The following is a 15,708-nucleotide window of genomic DNA, read 5'->3' as shown; positions in this document are numbered from 1 at the left end:
GGCCGGTCGCGCGCGGCCCAAACATCCCGCCCGGCCACTCCCAGGCCAAAACACAGCCCGTCCAGCCCCACGCCAGCGCCCCGCCCGAAAATGTCACACCCTTCGGTGAACATGAACAGGCGACTTCGGTGAAGACGTCTTGGTGGGCGAGAGAGGACTCGAACCTCCGACCTCATCCGTGTCAGGGATGCGCTCTAACCAACTGAGCTACCCGCCCGGGTTTGCGGTTCGCATCGATCGCGCTCTGTCCACCCTCCGATCCGTCGAAGCCGTCTCGAGGCGGGAGCGGGAATCGAACCCGCGTACAGGGCTTTGCAGGCCCTTGCCTAAGCCACTCGGCCATCCCGCCGCTCGGGGCCGGGGCCCCTGCGGACACGCCCCGAGCGGACGACGGGATTCGAACCCGCGACCCTCACCTTGGCAAGGTGATGCTCTACCAACTGAGCCACGTCCGCACGGCCGGACCGGGTCCGGCGCTTCCGCAGACGATACAGGAGGAGCCCGGCCGGCGGGTCGCGCTAGGTTCCGGTCATGCGCACGGTCACGGTCACCGGCGACCCGCTGACCCTTGACGATCTGATCGACGTGGCCCACGGTCGGGCCCGCGCCGAGCTGGGCCCGGATGTGGCGGCCCGGATGGCCGCGAGCCAGGCTGCCGTCGCGGAAGCGGTCGCGGCCGATGCGGTGGTGTACGGGGTCACGACGGGCTTCGGTGCGCTGGCCGACACCCGGGTGGCCGGCGAGGACCTGATGGCCATGCAGCGCAGCCTGGTCCTGTCCCACTCTGCCGGGGTGGGGGCGGCGCTCGGGGATGCGGAGATCCGGGCGTTGCTGCTGCTGCGCGCCCGGACGCTCGCCGCCGGGCTCTCCGGGGTGCGGGTGGAGCTGCCGGCCCGGTTGCTGGAACTGCTCGACCGGGGCCTGCTGCCGGTCGTGCCCGGGCAGGGCTCCGTCGGTGCCTCCGGTGATCTGGCCCAGCTAGCCCACCTTGCGGCGCCGCTGATCGGGGCCGGCCGGCTCCGCGAGCCCGGCGGGGACCCGGCTGGTCGACCGGCGGCCGAGGTGCTCGCCGCGCACGAGATCGATCCCCTGGTGCTGGCCCCGAAAGAAGGGCTGTCGCTGCTCAACGGCACCGAGCCGATGCAGGCGCTGCTCGGGTTCTCCGTCCACGACGCGAACCTCCTGGTCACCGTCGCGGACCTGGCCTGCGCGATGTCCGTCGAAGCCTTGCTCGGGACCGACCGAAGCTACGACGCCCGGGTGCAGGCGCTCCGGCCGCACCCCGGGCAGCTCGAGTCGGCAGCCAACCTGCGGGCGCTGCTCGCCGACTCCCCGCTGCTGGCCAGCCATCGCGACTCCCGGCACGCGGTGCAGGACGCGTACTGCCTGCGCTGCGCTCCGCAGGTCCATGGGGCCGTCCGGGACCTGCTCGCCCACGTCCGGGGGGTCCTCGACATCGAGCTCGGGGCGGTCGTCGACAATCCGGTGATCATCGACGGCGAGGCGATGACGACCGGCAACTTCCACGGCGAGCCGCTCGCCTTCGCCGCGGACATCCTCGCGATCGGCCTGGCCGAGTTGGCGAGCATCTCCGAACGCCGGGTCGACCGGCTGCTGGACCCCGCGTTCAGCCGCGAGCTCCCGGCGTTCCTCGCCCGAGACCCGGGCATGAACTCCGGCTTCATGCTCGCCCAGTACACCGCGGCGGCGCTGGTCAGCGAGAACAAGGTGCTCGCGCATCCGGCGAGCGTGGACACCATCCCCACCTCGGGGAACCAAGAGGACCACGTGTCCATGGGATTCGGGGCGGTCCGGAAGCTGCGGGCCGTCGTGGCCAACGTGCGTCCCGTGCTGGCCATCGAACTGCTCTGTGCCGCGCAGGGCATCGACCTGCGGGCGGCCCTCGCCGGACCGGGGCCGGCCACCTCCGCGGTGCATGCGACGCTGCGCGCGGCGGTGCCGCCGATGGACGTCGACCGGGAGGTCGCGCCGCAGATCGAGGCGGTCGCCGCGTTGCTCCCCGACCTCTTGGCGGCTGCCGAATCCGTGACCGGTCGGCTGCGATGACCCTGCTGGCCTGGGTGGGGGGCGCAGTCACGCGCGGGGAGATCCCCTCGTTAAAGATCAACGACCACGGCGTGGTGGCCGGCGACGGGGTTTTCGAGACCGCAAAGGTCCTCGATCGCGTGCCGTTCGCCCTGACCCGGCACCTGCGCCGGCTCGAGCACTCGGCGGCCGGGTTGGGGCTGGTGGTCGACGCCGCCCAGGTAAGGGAGGGGATCGTGGCTGTCCTCGCCGATGTGGCGGCGCCGGACGGGCTGGCCCGGTTGCGGATCACCGTGACCGGCGGACCCTCACCGCTGTCATCGGAGCGCGGGGACGGCCCCGCGACCGTCATCGTCGGGCTTGCCCCCGCAGCGCCGGCGGCCCCCTTCGCCGATGTCGTCATCACTCCGTGGGTCCGCAACGAGCGCGCGGCGACCGCAGGGTTGAAGACGACGTCCTACGCCGAAAACGTTGTGGCGCTCCGGTACGCGCACGAGCGCGGCGGAACGGAGGCGATCTTCGCGAACACGGTCGGGATGTTGTGCGAGGGAACCGGCAGCAACGTGTTCCTCGGCCTCGACGGCCGGCTGGTGACACCGGCGCTGAGCACGGGTTGCCTGCGCGGGGTAACCCGGGATCTGTTGTTGGAATGGCTCGGCGACGTGGCCGAGGTCGAGGTTCCGTTGGACGCGTTACGGTCCGCGGACGAGGCGTTCCTGGCTTCGACTTTGCGGGACGTGCAGCCGGTGCGTTGGGTCGACGGGGCGGCGCTCGCCGCGACGCCGGGCGAACTCACGCGGCGGGCGGCCGAGGTCTTCGCGGAGCGAGCGGCGATCGATATCGACCCCTGACGGCATACCGTCGCGGGGACGGAGGGAGCGGGCCATGCAGGGAGCGCGGGTGGTGCGGGCGCCGCGCGGACCGGAGCGCTCGGCCCGAAGCTGGGGAGCGGAAGCGGCGCTGCGGATGCTCCAGAACAACCTCGACCCGGAAGTCGCCGAACGTCCCGACGACCTCGTCGTCTACGGCGGCTCCGGTAAGGCGGCTCGGGACTGGCGCAGTTTCGATGCCATCGTCGAGTCGCTTCGAACGATGGCCCCGGACGACACGCTCCTCGTGCAGTCCGGCAAGCCGGTTGCCGTCATGCGGACCCACGAGTTCGCCCCTCGGGTGTTGATCGCCAACGCGCTCGTCGTCCCGAAGTGGGCGACGCCGTCGTACTTCCGTGAGCTCGAGGATCTCGGCCTCACGATGTTCGGGCAGATGACCGCCGGGTCATGGATCTACATCGGGACCCAGGGCATCCTCCAGGGGACCTATGCGACCTTCGCGGAAGTGGCGGCCCGCCACTTCGGGGGCACCCTCGCGGGTCGGGTCGTGCTCACCGCCGGGCTCGGCGGCATGGGCGGGGCCCAGCCGCTCGCGGTCACCGGCAACGGCGGGGTCGCGTTGGTCGTCGAGGTCGACCCGGAGCGGGCCCGGCGCCGGTTGGCCGGCGGCTATCTCGACGAGATCGCGACCTCGCTCGACGACGCGCTGGGCCGGGTCGAGCGGGCGCGTGCCGCCGGCCGGCCCTTGTCGGTGGCGGTGATCGGGAATGCCGCCGAGGTCCTCCCGGACCTCCTCGCCCGGGGCTGGACCCCTGACGTCGAAACCGACCAGACCTCGGCGCACGACGCGCTGGCGGGCTACGTGCCGGCCGGCATCGACCTCGAAGCGGCGGTCGAGCTGCGCCGGGCCAAGCCGGGGGAGTACGTCGAGCGGGCCACGGCGTCGATGGCGGTGCACTGCCGGGCGATCCTCGAGCTGCAAGCGGCCGGCGCCATCGCCTTCGACTACGGCAACGGCCTGCGCGGCCAGGCCCTGGAAGCCGGGGTCACGGACGCCTTCGCCTACCCGGGCTTCGTCGTCGCCTACATCCGCCCGCTGTTCGCGCGTGGGGCCGGGCCGTTCCGCTGGGCCTGCCTGTCCGGCGACGACGCCGACCTCGCCGCGACCGACCGGGCGGTGCTGGAGGCGTTCCCGGACGACGACGGGCTCCAGCGCTGGGTCCGCTTTGCCCGCGAAAAGGTACGCGGTCAGGGCTTGCCGGCGCGGATCTGCTGGCTCGGGTACGGGGAGCGGCACGTCGCCGGGCTGGCCTTCGACGATCTCGTCGCCCGCGGTGAGTTGCGAGCGCCGGTCGTCATCGGACGAGACCACCTCGACGCGGGGTCCGTAGCGAGCCCGGAGCGGGAGACCGAGGCGATGCGGGACGGCTCGGACGCGATCGCGGACTGGCCGGTTCTCAACGCGCTGCTCAACACCGCGTCGGGGGCTTCCTGGGTTTCGGTCCACCACGGTGGCGGCGTCGGGATCGGGAAGTCGATTCATGCGGGGGTCGTGGTTGTGGCCGAGGGCGGCGCCGAGTCCCGGCGGCGGCTCGAGCTCGTGCTGACCAACGACCCGGGCACCGGGGTCGTTCGGCACGCCGACGCCGGCTACGACATCGCGCTGGACACGGCTCGCGGCGTCGGCGTCCGGATGCCGCTGGAGCCCGGCACGCACCCCCCGGCGTGGCAGGCCTGAGTCGGGTTTCCCCCCGGATCGGCGCTTCGGCCGACCCGAAACCGTCCGAACGGATGACCCCGAGTCGTCCGCAGATGAGGCCGTTTGACCGAATATCGGGGCCGATCGTCGAGTTACCGCGCGCCGGGTTCGTGCCGATAGTTGCCCTGACAGCAGCGAAGCTCCGCTCGGGAGGTACGCATGATTCGGGTCCAGGTGAGCCGGCCCGCGCCGCGCCCGAGTGCGCCGCCCATCGATCTGCGCACCCCCTCCGGTCGGCCGCTGCCGTACTGACGGGTGTCGCCCGCGTTGTGACTCCGGGGAATACGAAAGGCCCCCGCCGGTTGGCGGGGGCCTTTCGTATCGGGTTCGGTCAGCTCTCCTCGCCCCAGATCAGCAGGGCAAGCTCCGAGTCCAGGTCGACGAAGTCGCTTTCGCTGCCGGTAGGGACCGCGGCGTAGGTCTTGGTCAGGAACTCGACGAGCTCGGTGAGCGGCGCTTCGAACAGCGCCCGGCCGGACGGGCTGGACAGCGCGAGGCAGACGACCGGGCGCCCCTCCGCGTGCGACGGCCAAACCTGCACGTCGCCCTCGCCCACCGGGTGGGTGACCCCGTCGGTGAGCAGCTGCCGGGCGAACACCCACTCGACGATCTCTTCCTCGCCGGTGTGGAAGGCCACGTGGACCGCGTAGGGGTCGGCCGACTCGTAGGACATGTCCGCCGCGACCGGCAAGGAACCGCTGCCGGGGACGACGAGGCGCAGCTCGAGCTCTTCCTTAACGGACTCGGGTCGAGCGTTCATCGGGGCCTCGTCTTTCGTCGCGGTCGCGTGGTTAGTACTTCGACAACGACGATGCCCACCCTGCGGTTATGGCTAACTTAATTTCGGTCCGAAACACCCGCAAGAGCCCTGGAATGCCCGGGTTCTACCGGTTTTCCGGAGCCGGCGGCTCTGCCGGGCCCGAGCTGAACGCTAGACTTGCGCCGCCCGGCGTGAGTCAGCCGGGCCCGCGGGCGATTGGCTCAGTGGTAGAGCGCCTCGTTCACACCGAGGAGGTCACTGGTTCGAACCCAGTATCGCCCACCACTCTGAACTCCGGATTTCGGCCGGATATGGGACAGCCGTTTGGGAACAGTCACGTCAGCGCACCTCGACCACGTCGAGACCCGCGATCCGTCCGAAGTGACGTACGTTGGCCGTTGCCACTTGCCAGCCGAGGCTTATCGCGGTCGCGGCTACTATCCGGTCGTGTGGCCCGACGTCGGACCCGGTGTTGGCAAGGTCGGCCCACAGTCGCGCATGTGCTCGGGCCGCCAGCAGGTCGAAATCGAGAACGGGAACGACCGCGAGGATCGATTCGACAAAGGCCTCGCGTGTGGCGCGGTGTTTAGCGCTCGCGCGGTGTACGCCGTGGAGCAACTCGCTGGCGGTGATGGCCGCAATAGCTGCTTGTTCGTCAGGCCCGAGGCATTCCGTCAGGCGCTGGCCGATCAGTTCGGCGGAACGGGCGTGCCCCTCTCGCGAAGTTGAGCGCTCCAGGTCGATGAAGACCGTGGTGTCTACGACCGCTCCCACGGATCCTCCGGCGCGGGCCCGACGCTGTCCAAGACGGCGTCCATGTCCTTGGCGAAGTCCGGGTCGGGAGCGGGAGTTCCGGCGAGCAGCGCTGCGATCTCCCGTACTGCCCGACCACGACGCCGAGTGCCTAAGTGAGGCAGGTCGTCCGGGTGCACGATGGCGAGTACCGGCCGCTCCCTGTTGAGTACGACAACCTGTTCGTGGCGGGTCACCGCGTCCCGCACGCTCCGCGGAATCCTCACCTCGTCGGCGTTGATCGTGGCCATGGATCCAGTCTAGCGCGACCCGCACGGATTCGTACAGATCCGTACGGGTGTTGAATCTTGGGACTACCACTACGAGGTCCGGATTTTCGGCCGGCATGGGACAGGCACAGCAAGAAGCACGGCCCCCTCGGCTGCAATTACAGCTAACTGGTGGCGTGGTTCAGGTTGTTTTTAGCTGACCGCTGTCAGCGTCTGCTGCTCCGCCGAGGCGAGTGCCTCCAGCGGCACCGCAAGCGCCCGGGCCAGCGCTACGACGGTGAAGAACGCCGGGGTGACGATTCGGCCGGTCTCGATCTTGCGGAGTGTCTCGATCGCCACGCCCGAGACTGCAGCGACCTCGACCATGCTGCGGGGGCCTCGAACGGCGCGGAGGGCCGCGCCGAGTTGCCGGCCGCGTTCGCGTTCCTCCGGAGTCAGCATCGGTCGCACCATGCGTGCGATAGTAATACCGGGATAGAAATACCGGAAGGCGAAACGCGATGATCGAACTCAAGTCACCTGGCGAGATCGAGGCGATGCGCGCCGCCGGTGCCATCGTGGCCGACATCCTCACCACGGTCCGCGCCAAAGCCGCCGTCGGCGTGCGACTGGACGATCTGGACGGCCTGGCCCGGACCATGCTCGCCGCCGCGGGCGCCACCTCACCGTTCCTCGGCTACCAGCCCGCCTTCGCCCCCACGCCGTTTCCCGGCGTGCTGTGCCTGTCGGTCAATGACGCGGTCTTGCACGGGCCGCCGAGCCACTACCGGCTACACGACGGCGACATGCTCAGCGTCGACTGCGGCGTAACTCTCGACGGGTGGGCCGGCGACGCCGCCATCTCGTTCTGCGTCGGGCATTCCTGCGCTGACGATCTGGAGTTGCTGCGAGCCACCGAGCAGGCACTCCGCAACGGGATCGCCGCTGCGCAGCCCGGTGCTCACCTCGGCGATATCAGCGCCGCCATCGGTACCGTCGCCCGCGCAGCTGGCTACGGGCTGCACACCGACTTCGGCGGCCACGGTGTCGGCCGCACGATGCATGAAAGCCCCTCCGTGCCGAATGACGGCCACCCCGGACGCGGGCTACGCCTACGGACCGGCCTGACCATCGCCATCGAACCGTGGTTCCTCGGCGGCGGCCTCGACGCCTACCGCGTCGACCTCGACGGGTGGACCCTGCGCAGCACCGATGGCTCGCGCGGCGCCCACTTCGAACACACCATCGTCATCGCCGACGACGGGCCCGTCATCCTCACCGCGACCGAAGATCGATATCGGGACCCGCAGCCGTCACACGCCGGTTCGCATGCGGGTAAGTATCGCCCACCGGAAGTGCTGGGGGTCGAGCCCTGACGTCTGGTTGGCCAGCTCCGGCGCCCTTATGACGGCCGGCCCCCGTCCGCTAGTCGGGGTGTCCTGACCGCGTGCGTGCCCGAATGAGCCGCCCGCGGGGCCCTTGCGCTATTGCAGCGGCCCGGTGTCTTCGCCGATCGCGCCGTCGACCATCTCGCGGACGATGTCGAGGTGTCCGCAGTGGCGAGCGTATTCCTGCACGAGGTGCAGGAGTACCCGCCGAAGCGTCGCCGGCGGGTCACCATCCCAGCGCTCGCCCGGCTGCCCCACCTCGTCCAGACCGTGGTCCTCGACCACTCGCCGGCTCACCACCGCTTGCCGCTCCAGCTGTGCGGAGATTTCAGCGAAGTCCTCATCCGTGTGCCAGCGGTGGTCTCGGTGATCGGCCCACGGATCCGACATGGGGACCCCGCAGAAGCCCCACTCCAGCCAGCGCCGCTCCACATGACGAAGATGGTTGAGCAGCTCCAGCGGGGTCCAGCCCGAAGCCAACGGGCTGGCCGTCTGATCCTTCGGCGCCATGCCGGCGACCTTTGCCAATGCCACCTCGCGGAAGAAGTCCAGGTAGCCGAGCAGGACCTGCCGCTCGTCGCTGATCGGGATCGTCGGGCTCGGGAAAGCGGTTTCTGCCACGAGGTTGATCCTCTCGCGCCGCCGGGTCCGCGTCAGCCCGGCGCCAGCCACCCGCCCGACGCTGATTGACGGCCGACGTCCTGGCCTCCCAACCGTGCGTGCGCCAAGGTGGGGACCGGCGCGCGAACGATCCGCACCTGCTACGGGCAGGAGTTTCGTGGTCTGCGGCGAAACGGCATCGAGCTTGTCGAACGCAGCCCTGGAGGGCCCGTGGCAGAGTTCGTCGGAGATTTGCAGCGGGCACTGCTCTCCTGGCGGCGGCACCCTTTCCTTCCGCTGGTGACCGCGGCGGTTGCGGCAGCCAGCGGACTGTACCGGGCCTCGGCCGCGTCGATGACGCACGACTGCGTGGCTCCGGCGACATCTTGCGGTCATCACGCCGGCGTCTTGCTCGGTTTGAGCGAGCTGTCGTTCGGGGTCGGCGTGTTCCAGCTGGGGTACTTCGGTGCGGTCCGGTTGTGGTATCTGCGGATTTGGCGGGGCGCGTCGACGGGCCCCGCCCAGGTCTGGGTGGACAGCTGGGCCTACATCGGGCGATTCCTGCGACTCGGGGCCCTTGCGCTACTGATCGAGGTGCCGTTCTTCCTCGTGGTGGACCTGCTGGCCCGGCCGGTGCACGGCAATGCCCGACTAATCACGGCCGGAACCGTGTCGGCGGTCGTCCTTGACCTGATGTTGACCTTCGTCACTCCCGCTCTCGCTTACAGCACGGGCTCGGCGGTGACCGCGTTGCGCGACGGGCTGCGCATGTTGCGCCGGCACTGGCCCGCCGACGCCGGGTACGTTCTGGTGCCGCCGCTGGCATTGCAGGCGCTCGTGCGGCTCATTCGAGCAGTGCGCTCACTGGTAGCACCCTGGTAGCGCTTGTGGTCCTGGCCGGACTCGTCGACCTGACCGCCAAGGGGGCGATTGCTTCCTTCTACTTGCGGAACTGTTCGGAGCCCGTTCTCGAGCGGGGTTCGCTGTCCTTGCCTCCGGCTCCCAACTGGCCCGCTCCCTACCCCGGCTGGACGGCAGCCGACGCAAAGGTCGGCACGGCGCCGGCATGGCAGGGGCCGGCCGCGGACCCGCGTTTCGTCGGTTCGGCGGTGCGTCCAGCCAGGCGCAGGCACGACCCGCTCGGTCTGCCACGGGGCTCGTTCTCCGTGGAGTCAATGCCGGTCCCCGCGAGCGCGTCGTCGGGCACGACGTACGCGATCGCGATCCGCGGGCGCGCATTGTCCGGCGATCTGCGGCTCGGCGAGGAATTCGAGATGGCTGAGGGTCCCGTGGCGAGCTGGACCGGCTCGAGCGAGGACCAGCGTTCGATCCGGCTGCGCATCGCGGAGATCCGTATCGCCGACCATCTCGCAGCCGGGCTAAGCGTCGGCGAACTCGCCGAACTCGTCCTGGTCGGCGACGGCACGAGGATCGTCACCCGCGGCATGATCCTGCACTCGGCGCATCCGCAACGCTTCGAACAGGCGACACCGGACGTAGATCCCGGCAACCGCTAGGCGGGCGACCCGCGCCGATTCGTCGGATCACGGCTACCGGACTCCTTCGCGGAGATCGTTGGGCTGCATCGGCGCGCGAGGAACTGCTGGGCGGTGGCGTGCAGGCTATGGCCGACTCGCCCGATGACCTCCTGAGAATGCTCCGCTGAATTGCCGCGATTCCACGCGCGGCGCCACTGATGCGTTCGACACCGTGCGGGAGGGGACCCGGGGGGAGGCCCGTGCTGACCCTTGCCGGTATTGGGCAGGCGGATCCATGGTCATCCCCGGTAGATTAACGGCCCGTGGTGGTGGGCTTTCCGGATTTCCTGGAAGGGCGGAGGCATGCCCGCCGGATCGCGGAGCCCATCATCGCTTTCGCAGTTGTCGCCATGGCGTTTGCCATCGCGGTGACCTGGACGGTCGTGGGTCTTGCTCGCGAGCGCGATCTCGCCATGGCGCGGCCGACCTCCGCAGTGGTCGCCTCGGCCCGGCCCGGTGATGGGGGTTTCGGTTGCTCTGTGCGGGTGAAAGTGGTCGGCGTGACCGGGACCGTGCCCGTCGATTCGATCTGTGCCCCGGTGGGCACCCAGGTCGAACTCATGCTCAGCCCCCAGCATCGCGTACTCGTTGGGCCTGCCCCCAACCATGGCGAGCAGGTCGCCGCTGCGGCGTTCGACGGCGTACTCGCCTTTGGACTTGCGCTGGCCGCCGGGGTCCCGCTGGGTGTCGGAGCCGGACTGTGCATCCGCCGGCGTCGTTTCGGCTCCTACTGACGACGGGGCAACCGGTCGAGCCCCATGACCGGAACTGCGAGCCAAGGAGCCCGCAGCCGGGGCCGGCCAGCCTCGGCGCATTGCCGACCGACCTGCGCCCGCACACGGACCCAACGGTGCGCGCGTGGAGGCAGTGACGAGAACGGCGGATGGCCGGGGGTGGTTGTCCACCCCCGGCCATCCGCCGGGATCCCGTTCGCTCAGTTGGTGAACTTCGACGGGTTCGCAGCGGCGATGCCCTGGGCGAGCACCGCTCCGGTCCCGGCCATGTGCGATTCGGCCATGGCGAGGTCCGCCGACGTCGACGGGCTGTCCCCGACGATGTCGTTGATCGTGGCCTCGAGGGTCTGCACGTGACCCTGCAGGTCCGCGGCAACCGCGGACGCCGGCAGCTTCGTCGCAGAGCTGACGAACGCGGAGAACTGCGAGATGTAGCCGGACAGATCGCTCTGCGCCTGCGTCACCTGGCTGGCGTTCTTCGTCGCCTTGCCGAGCGTGTATTTGACGAAGAACCCGATGTGGGCGTTCCACAACTTGAGGAACTCCGCCTGCGCAGCGGGACCGTAGACGCTGCCGAGCGCCGCGCCGAGCTGGTTGGTGTTATCGGTAAGGGCCGAGATCGCACCCTGCACCTCGGGCGCCTTGAGGTTGCCGCCGTTGGCCACGGCGGTCTGGACGACGAAGGTGGTTGCCGCGACGTGCTGGATCAGCAGGCCGGTCAAGCCTTCACGAAGCGCGGCGCCCGCGCCGGTGGCGCTGCCGGAGATGTTCTTCGAGGTCGCGATGCCCTGGGCGAGAACCTGCGCGGTGCCGTCCATGTGCATGGCCGCCATCTCGATGTCCTTGCCGGCCTCGGGGCTCTTGGTCACGATCGCCTTGATCGCCGTTTCCAGGGTGGTCACGTGACCCTGTAGGTCAGCGGCAACCGCCGACGCCGGGAGCTGCGTCGCGCTGTTCACGAAGGCCGAGAACTGCGTGATGTAGCCGGCGAGGTCCTGGTTCGCGGTATTCACCATGGACGTGTTGTTGCTGGCCAGGCCGAGCGTGTAGTTGACGAAGAAGCCGATGTGTGCCCGCCAGAGCTTGATGAATGCGGTTTGGGCCGCCGGCCCGTAGACGCTGCCGATGGCCTGCCCGAGGCCGACCGTGTTGGCGTCGAGCGCGGCCAGGGCGTTCTTCGTGTCCGTCGACGACGGGCCCTTCGTGATGGCGGTCTCGACGACGTTGGCGGTGAGGTCGACATGCTCTCGGAGCAGTTGGTCGAGGCCGGCTTCGAGGGTGGCGGTCGGCGTCGCCGTGACGTCGGACGCCGTGGTGGCGGATGCCGGCGGCGGCGTCGACCCCGTGGTGGTGGTGGATGTCGGGGCGGCGGTGTTGCCGCCGCCGCAGGCGGCCAGGGCGAGGGCCAGGCTGGCCACCCCAACTCCGCCGCGAACCATTAGCGATGTGTGCATTTGCTTTCTCCAATCGGGAAGGGACTCGGGAAGGTCTTCGGACCGAAGGCCGAGGCGGTTCGCCTCACCCTCGAAAGTCTTTGGGATCGGGCCAAATCACAGCCAGGCAGGGAAATCTTCGACTCCTGGATCAGGAGACGACGAAGTCACCGACCATGCCGGCGCTGCTGTGGTAGTCGCACTTGAACGGGTACGTGCCGGCGTGGGGGAATGTCACGGTGAAGCTGGTTGAGGTGCCACCGGGATTGCCCGAGACCGAACCTGACGTCACCTTCAGCGACGGGATGTCGATGTTGTGCGGGTAGGCGCCCTGATCTGTCAGCGTGATCGTGACCGTTCCGGTATGCACGGCGATCGACATCGGGCTGAACCGGAACATCGAGTTGCCGTCGATGGTCACGTGCTGTCCGCCGGCCCCGGCCGCGGCCGGGGGGGCCACGTGAGATCCGCCGGAGCTCCCGCCGCAGGCAGTGGCGGCCGCCGCGAGCGCTACGGCCAGGGACGCGAGACGTAGTTTCATGGTGTTCCATCCTGTTGGCGTGCGACCGAACGGGCAGGTGTCCGCCGGCGTCTGAGTTGGGCGTCGGCCAGCCCGACCAGGGCGGCGGCTGAGGCCACGGCCTCCGCGATTGCGGAGACCGGCTTGCCGGTCGGGAACCAGCCGGGGTCGTACATGTTGGGGAGCGGGCCGAGCCGGCCGACGTCCGCGTATCGGTAGAGCAGCACGGCTCCAAGCGCGCTCGCCGCGACGAGGAAGGCCGCGGAGTAACCGACGCGACGCCCGACCACCAGGACGAGCAGCGCCACGGCGGCCGCAACTCCCGCCTCCGCCCGGAACAAATTGCCCTGGCTCACCGAGGCTCGGATCCCGTCATAGAGCGGCGCCAGCTTGGCGTGCTCGAAGGCGTCGACCGCAAGTGCTGCCGCGACGACGACTCGGAGCAGGATCTGCAGGGCGGAATTGACGTCCAGTGACCTGAGCCGATCCATGATCATCCCGCCCTTTCGAAGAGTGCCGGTGCCGTTGCCCAGCTGGGAGACGGCTGCTGACGGCCCGAGGTGACCGCGACGGGATACCGGGCGGTGGCCGGGACAGGTCGCCGGGCGTTGGTCGCCGCGAGTGCCGCGGCGAGCAGGACGAGCAACGGGCCGGTGTTCGGATCGGTGGCCTGTCCGGTCGAGATCCCGCCGAATGCCTGGCTAGAAGCCCACGCGGCCAGAGCGAGGGTGGCGCCCAGCGTCGCCGCGACAGTCCGGCAGCGGCCAGGCCGTAGGGCGAGGACCGCCGCCGCAATCCCGAGCGCGACGAGCACGGCCGCGACGAGGTGCCCGTGGGCGGAGGTGAATGTTGCCAAGGAGAGCACCACCGAGGCCACGGGCCCCGGCAGGCTGGCCAGATTCGAGGTGAGTTGCCCGGCGATGGAGCGTCCGTTGAACTGCCAAGGGAGCGCCCACAGCAGTGCTCCGAGGGCGAAGATGCCAGACCAGGCGGCCGGCAGCCAGCTCGCTGGAGCGGAGTCGCCGTCGCGTTGTGGCCAAGCCGCCGCCGCGAGCACCGCATAGATCAGTGCGGCGCCGGGGGCACCCAGCAGCAGGCTGGTGTGGCCACCGAAGACTCCGCCGAAGCCCTCGCCGAAGGCCCAGATCCCCAGTGCCCAGATAATCGACGCGGCGAGCGCGGGGCGAGCCGTCCGCCGGAGCAGAAGGCCGGCTCCGAGGGCCAGTTGCACGGTCGCGAAGAAGGTGTCCGCGAGGACGGGATGCAGGCCGATCAGGTGACCCGAGCCGGTGACCAGCAACCGCACCAAGGTGGGCTGACCGGCCGCCGCCGGGTCGATGACCTGGGTGGCGAAGCCTTTCCCGAACATGAACGGCTGAAGTTGCAGGGCGCCGTCGACCAGCCACAGGATCCCGAGCAGGATCTGCATACTTCGCCGGGTGATTCGCATGCGGGTCTTTCGCCCGGGGGCGGCTCGCGGTTCATTTATCGTCACGGGCCGGGTGACCCGGCCACTCCCCGGCAAGCGCACCGAAGCCGCCCCAGGAACTGGCCATGGGCGGCCGCCAGGCGACCGTCCCTCGGGCGCTTGGTCCCGCCCGGGCCGGGCAGACTTTCGGTAACCAGGCCCGAATGAACCGAACCGGCCCGGTGTCCGAACCAAGGTTGTGAGGTCGGTCCAGATGCTTTCGCGTCACCAGCCGGTCGCCGACGTCGGCGACCGCCCGGACGCACTCCTGATCGACGCGGTCACCGGAGGCGACCGGGATGCGCTGGGGGAGATATACCGGCGCTACGGCGCCGCCTGCTACGGCCTGGCCCGGCGCATCGTGGGGGACGAGGGGCTGGCCGAGGACGTGGTACAGGAGGTTTTCGTCGCGCTTTGGCGGCGGTCCTCCGGGTACGACCAGGCCAAGGCCAGCGTGAAGACCTGGCTACTCTCGATCACCCACCACAAGAGTGTCGACGCGGTCAGACGTGAGGACGTCCACCGGCGCCGGCGGGACAACTTCGACCTGCTGTACGAGGAGCCCGCGGGCGGCTCTGACGTCGCCGAATTGGCGGACGACAGCCTGCGGGCGAACCGGATACGAGCGGCGCTGCAGACCCTTCCCGAAGCGCAGCGGACCCCGTTGCTCCTTGCCTACTTCGGCGGCTACACGCAGCAAGAGATCGCGCAACTGATAGATGTGCCGTTGGGAACGGTGAAGACCCGCACGTTTGCCGGTCTGCGCCGGCTTCGTGATGCACTAGCCGGGGACGCCCCGGACTCCTTCGATTTTCTGCGAGGTGAACTCCGATGACTGGTCCAGCATCTCGCCACCATCAGGAGTGGGACGAACTGGCAGCGGGTTCCGCGCTGCACGCGCTCGAGCCGGCCGAGGAGAACGCCTTTCTCCGGCACCTGCTCGGTTGCCCGCAGTGCCAGCAGACCGTTGCCGGCTTCGAGGCGACCGTGACCGAGCTGGCGACGGTCGCCGAGCCGGCCCTTCCCCCGAAGTCACTGTGGGCTGCGATCGATGAGGAGATCGGACGTGATGCCCGGGCTGTGGTGGCGCCGGGTTCGGCCCTGGTCCGCCAGATCGGCTTCCGTCGGGGCGGTTACCGCAACTCGCTGCTCGCGGCGGCAGCCGGCGCAGCGGTAGCGGCGGCCATCAGCCTGCCGCTCACCCTGGGCGGCGGGTCGTCGAGCAATCCTTCGCTGCTCGCAAGCTCGCAGGTCCTCGGCTGTCTAGAGCAGACCGGTTGCCACACGGTCGTGCTGCACATCGCCGGCTCGGCGCAGCCCGCTGCGGCCGCCTTGCTGCGGGGGACCAGCGTGACCTTGGTCGCCGACCGGCTCAGTCCGACGACGGGGACCAGCATCTACGTGCTCTGGCGCATCGCGGACGGGGCCTTGCAGCCGGTCGGCGGCTTCCGGGTCACCGGAGCGGGACTGACGACGGTCGATGTCGGGTCGGTGACCGGGCTGGCGGGCACGTTTGCCATCACCGAGGAGAACGGGCCCGGGGTCCCGGCCCGCACGACCCGGACCCCGGTGGCCATCAGCGCCTGACGCTGAGATGGGCGGCCCGGCCAGGTGTGCCGCGACGGCCGCGA

Annotated in this window: 18 protein-coding genes and 4 tRNA genes; 10 read left to right on the top strand and 12 right to left on the bottom strand. The window is 69.8% G+C overall.

Annotated elements, in window-relative coordinates; all coding sequences use genetic code 11:
* Positions 1 to 140 precede the first annotated feature (140 nt).
* From VNG13_04555 to VNG13_04545, 3 genes are all read right to left on the bottom strand, one after another.
* Positions 141 to 217, bottom strand: a tRNA-Val gene (locus VNG13_04555).
* A gap of 60 nt (positions 218 to 277) precedes the next feature.
* Positions 278 to 349: transfer RNA gene (locus tag VNG13_04550), tRNA-Cys, on the bottom strand.
* A gap of 33 nt (positions 350 to 382) precedes the next feature.
* Positions 383 to 455: transfer RNA gene (locus VNG13_04545), tRNA-Gly, on the bottom strand.
* Between the two features lie 76 nt (positions 456 to 531).
* On the opposite strand from VNG13_04545, the gene hutH reads away from it, so the two are divergent.
* Genes hutH through hutU form a run of 3 tightly spaced genes read left to right on the top strand, consistent with a single transcriptional unit; the run spans position 532 to position 4,614 of the window.
* A complete protein-coding gene (gene hutH / locus VNG13_04540; GenBank protein ID HVA59791.1) occupies positions 532 to 2,067 on the top strand; it encodes a histidine ammonia-lyase in 1,536 nt (511 codons plus the stop codon).
* Positions 2,064 to 2,897 carry an aminotransferase class IV gene (locus tag VNG13_04535; protein HVA59790.1) on the top strand — a complete coding sequence of 278 codons (834 nt, stop codon included), beginning with the start codon at positions 2,064 to 2,066 and terminating at the stop codon, positions 2,895 to 2,897. Before hutH ends, VNG13_04535 begins: the two co-directional genes overlap by 4 nt.
* Positions 2,898 to 2,931: 34 nt before the next feature.
* A complete protein-coding gene (gene hutU / locus VNG13_04530; protein HVA59789.1) occupies positions 2,932 to 4,614 on the top strand; it encodes a urocanate hydratase in 1,683 nt (560 codons plus the stop codon).
* A 352-nt stretch (positions 4,615 to 4,966) separates the two neighbouring features.
* Here the strand turns inward: hutU and VNG13_04525 are convergent, their stop codons facing one another.
* Positions 4,967 to 5,395, bottom strand: coding sequence for an SsgA family sporulation/cell division regulator (locus tag VNG13_04525; protein HVA59788.1), 429 nt, complete (start codon positions 5,393 to 5,395; stop codon positions 4,967 to 4,969).
* A 210-nt stretch (positions 5,396 to 5,605) separates the two neighbouring features.
* Here VNG13_04525 and VNG13_04520 point away from each other — a divergent pair.
* Positions 5,606 to 5,680, top strand: a tRNA-Val gene (locus VNG13_04520).
* Between the two features lie 54 nt (positions 5,681 to 5,734).
* Here VNG13_04520 and VNG13_04515 read toward each other — a convergent pair.
* The 3 genes from VNG13_04515 to VNG13_04505 all read right to left on the bottom strand — a co-directional run bounded on the left by VNG13_04515 (position 5,735) and on the right by VNG13_04505 (position 6,870).
* On the bottom strand, positions 5,735 to 6,169 hold the full coding sequence (locus VNG13_04515) for a PIN domain-containing protein (protein ID HVA59787.1): 435 nt from the start codon (positions 6,167 to 6,169) through the stop codon (positions 5,735 to 5,737).
* Complete coding sequence (locus VNG13_04510; protein ID HVA59786.1) at positions 6,154 to 6,438, bottom strand: hypothetical protein; 285 nt, start codon at positions 6,436 to 6,438, stop codon at positions 6,154 to 6,156. The genes VNG13_04515 and VNG13_04510 overlap by 16 nt, the downstream gene beginning before the upstream one ends.
* A gap of 171 nt (positions 6,439 to 6,609) precedes the next feature.
* Positions 6,610 to 6,870 (bottom strand): helix-turn-helix transcriptional regulator, encoded by a 261-nt coding sequence (locus tag VNG13_04505; protein HVA59785.1) that lies wholly within the window; start codon positions 6,868 to 6,870, stop codon positions 6,610 to 6,612.
* Positions 6,871 to 6,917: 47 nt separating this feature from the next.
* Here VNG13_04505 and map point away from each other — a divergent pair, with 47 nt between their 5' ends.
* Positions 6,918 to 7,772: a type I methionyl aminopeptidase gene (map, locus tag VNG13_04500; protein ID HVA59784.1), complete on the top strand. Its 855-nt coding sequence runs from the start codon at positions 6,918 to 6,920 to the stop codon at positions 7,770 to 7,772.
* Between the two features lie 108 nt (positions 7,773 to 7,880).
* Here the strand turns inward: map and VNG13_04495 are convergent, their stop codons facing one another.
* On the bottom strand, positions 7,881 to 8,405 hold the full coding sequence (locus VNG13_04495; GenBank protein HVA59783.1) for a DinB family protein: 525 nt from the start codon (positions 8,403 to 8,405) through the stop codon (positions 7,881 to 7,883).
* A gap of 210 nt (positions 8,406 to 8,615) precedes the next feature.
* Between VNG13_04495 and VNG13_04490 the strand changes: the two genes are divergently transcribed.
* From VNG13_04490 to VNG13_04480, 3 genes are all read left to right on the top strand, one after another.
* Complete coding sequence (locus VNG13_04490) at positions 8,616 to 9,266, top strand: hypothetical protein (protein ID HVA59782.1); 651 nt, start codon at positions 8,616 to 8,618, stop codon at positions 9,264 to 9,266.
* Positions 9,267 to 9,271: 5 nt separating this feature from the next.
* Complete coding sequence (locus tag VNG13_04485) at positions 9,272 to 9,901, top strand: hypothetical protein (protein HVA59781.1); 630 nt, start codon at positions 9,272 to 9,274, stop codon at positions 9,899 to 9,901.
* Positions 9,902 to 10,272: 371 nt separating this feature from the next.
* Positions 10,273 to 10,656: a hypothetical protein gene (locus VNG13_04480; GenBank protein HVA59780.1), complete on the top strand. Its 384-nt coding sequence runs from the start codon at positions 10,273 to 10,275 to the stop codon at positions 10,654 to 10,656.
* A gap of 200 nt (positions 10,657 to 10,856) precedes the next feature.
* Here the strand turns inward: VNG13_04480 and VNG13_04475 are convergent, their stop codons facing one another.
* The 4 genes from VNG13_04475 to VNG13_04460 all read right to left on the bottom strand — a co-directional run bounded on the left by VNG13_04475 (position 10,857) and on the right by VNG13_04460 (position 14,059).
* Positions 10,857 to 12,074 (bottom strand): hypothetical protein, encoded by a 1,218-nt coding sequence (locus VNG13_04475; GenBank protein HVA59779.1) that lies wholly within the window; start codon positions 12,072 to 12,074, stop codon positions 10,857 to 10,859.
* Positions 12,075 to 12,240: 166 nt separating this feature from the next.
* Positions 12,241 to 12,630, bottom strand: coding sequence for a plastocyanin/azurin family copper-binding protein (locus VNG13_04470; GenBank protein ID HVA59778.1), 390 nt, complete (start codon positions 12,628 to 12,630; stop codon positions 12,241 to 12,243).
* Complete coding sequence (locus VNG13_04465; protein ID HVA59777.1) at positions 12,627 to 13,100, bottom strand: hypothetical protein; 474 nt, start codon at positions 13,098 to 13,100, stop codon at positions 12,627 to 12,629. The genes VNG13_04470 and VNG13_04465 overlap by 4 nt, the downstream gene beginning before the upstream one ends.
* Before the next feature lie 2 nt (positions 13,101 to 13,102).
* On the bottom strand, positions 13,103 to 14,059 hold the full coding sequence (locus VNG13_04460; protein HVA59776.1) for a hypothetical protein: 957 nt from the start codon (positions 14,057 to 14,059) through the stop codon (positions 13,103 to 13,105).
* Positions 14,060 to 14,291: 232 nt separating this feature from the next.
* Between VNG13_04460 and VNG13_04455 the strand changes: the two genes are divergently transcribed.
* Both VNG13_04455 and VNG13_04450 read left to right on the top strand, forming a co-directional pair.
* Positions 14,292 to 14,912: a sigma-70 family RNA polymerase sigma factor gene (locus VNG13_04455; protein ID HVA59775.1), complete on the top strand. Its 621-nt coding sequence runs from the start codon at positions 14,292 to 14,294 to the stop codon at positions 14,910 to 14,912.
* Entirely contained in the window at positions 14,909 to 15,664 is a 756-nt protein-coding gene (locus VNG13_04450; GenBank protein HVA59774.1) for an anti-sigma factor, read from the top strand. Before VNG13_04455 ends, VNG13_04450 begins: the two co-directional genes overlap by 4 nt.
* Positions 15,665 to 15,708: the final 44 nt, after the last annotated feature.

This window comes from Mycobacteriales bacterium (genome assembly GCA_035533475.1).
Classification (GTDB): domain Bacteria; phylum Actinomycetota; class Actinomycetes; order DATLTS01; family DATLTS01; genus DATLTS01.
Note: the sequence above shows the minus strand (reverse complement) of the source record. Positions and strands in the feature narration are given on the sequence as shown.

Bases quoted from the DNA above. Each gene is read 5' to 3' on its own strand.
- VNG13_04510 (HVA59786.1), bottom strand. From the start codon at position 6,438: ATGGCCACGATCAACGCCGACGAGGTGAGGATTCCGCGGAGCGTGCGG.
- VNG13_04450 (HVA59774.1), top strand. From the start codon at position 14,909: ATGACTGGTCCAGCATCTCGCCACCATCAGGAGTGGGACGAACTGGCA.
- hutH (HVA59791.1), top strand. From the start codon at position 532: ATGCGCACGGTCACGGTCACCGGCGACCCGCTGACCCTTGACGATCTG.
- map (HVA59784.1), top strand. From the start codon at position 6,918: ATGATCGAACTCAAGTCACCTGGCGAGATCGAGGCGATGCGCGCCGCC.
- VNG13_04465 (HVA59777.1), bottom strand. From the start codon at position 13,100: ATGGATCGGCTCAGGTCACTGGACGTCAATTCCGCCCTGCAGATCCTG.
- VNG13_04455 (HVA59775.1), top strand. From the start codon at position 14,292: ATGCTTTCGCGTCACCAGCCGGTCGCCGACGTCGGCGACCGCCCGGAC.
- VNG13_04505 (HVA59785.1), bottom strand. From the start codon at position 6,870: ATGGTGCGACCGATGCTGACTCCGGAGGAACGCGAACGCGGCCGGCAA.
- hutU (HVA59789.1), top strand. From the start codon at position 2,932: ATGCAGGGAGCGCGGGTGGTGCGGGCGCCGCGCGGACCGGAGCGCTCG.
- VNG13_04525 (HVA59788.1), bottom strand. From the start codon at position 5,395: ATGAACGCTCGACCCGAGTCCGTTAAGGAAGAGCTCGAGCTGCGCCTC.
- VNG13_04480 (HVA59780.1), top strand. From the start codon at position 10,273: ATGGCGTTTGCCATCGCGGTGACCTGGACGGTCGTGGGTCTTGCTCGC.
- VNG13_04535 (HVA59790.1), top strand. From the start codon at position 2,064: ATGACCCTGCTGGCCTGGGTGGGGGGCGCAGTCACGCGCGGGGAGATC.
- VNG13_04460 (HVA59776.1), bottom strand. From the start codon at position 14,059: ATGCGAATCACCCGGCGAAGTATGCAGATCCTGCTCGGGATCCTGTGG.
- VNG13_04470 (HVA59778.1), bottom strand. From the start codon at position 12,630: ATGAAACTACGTCTCGCGTCCCTGGCCGTAGCGCTCGCGGCGGCCGCC.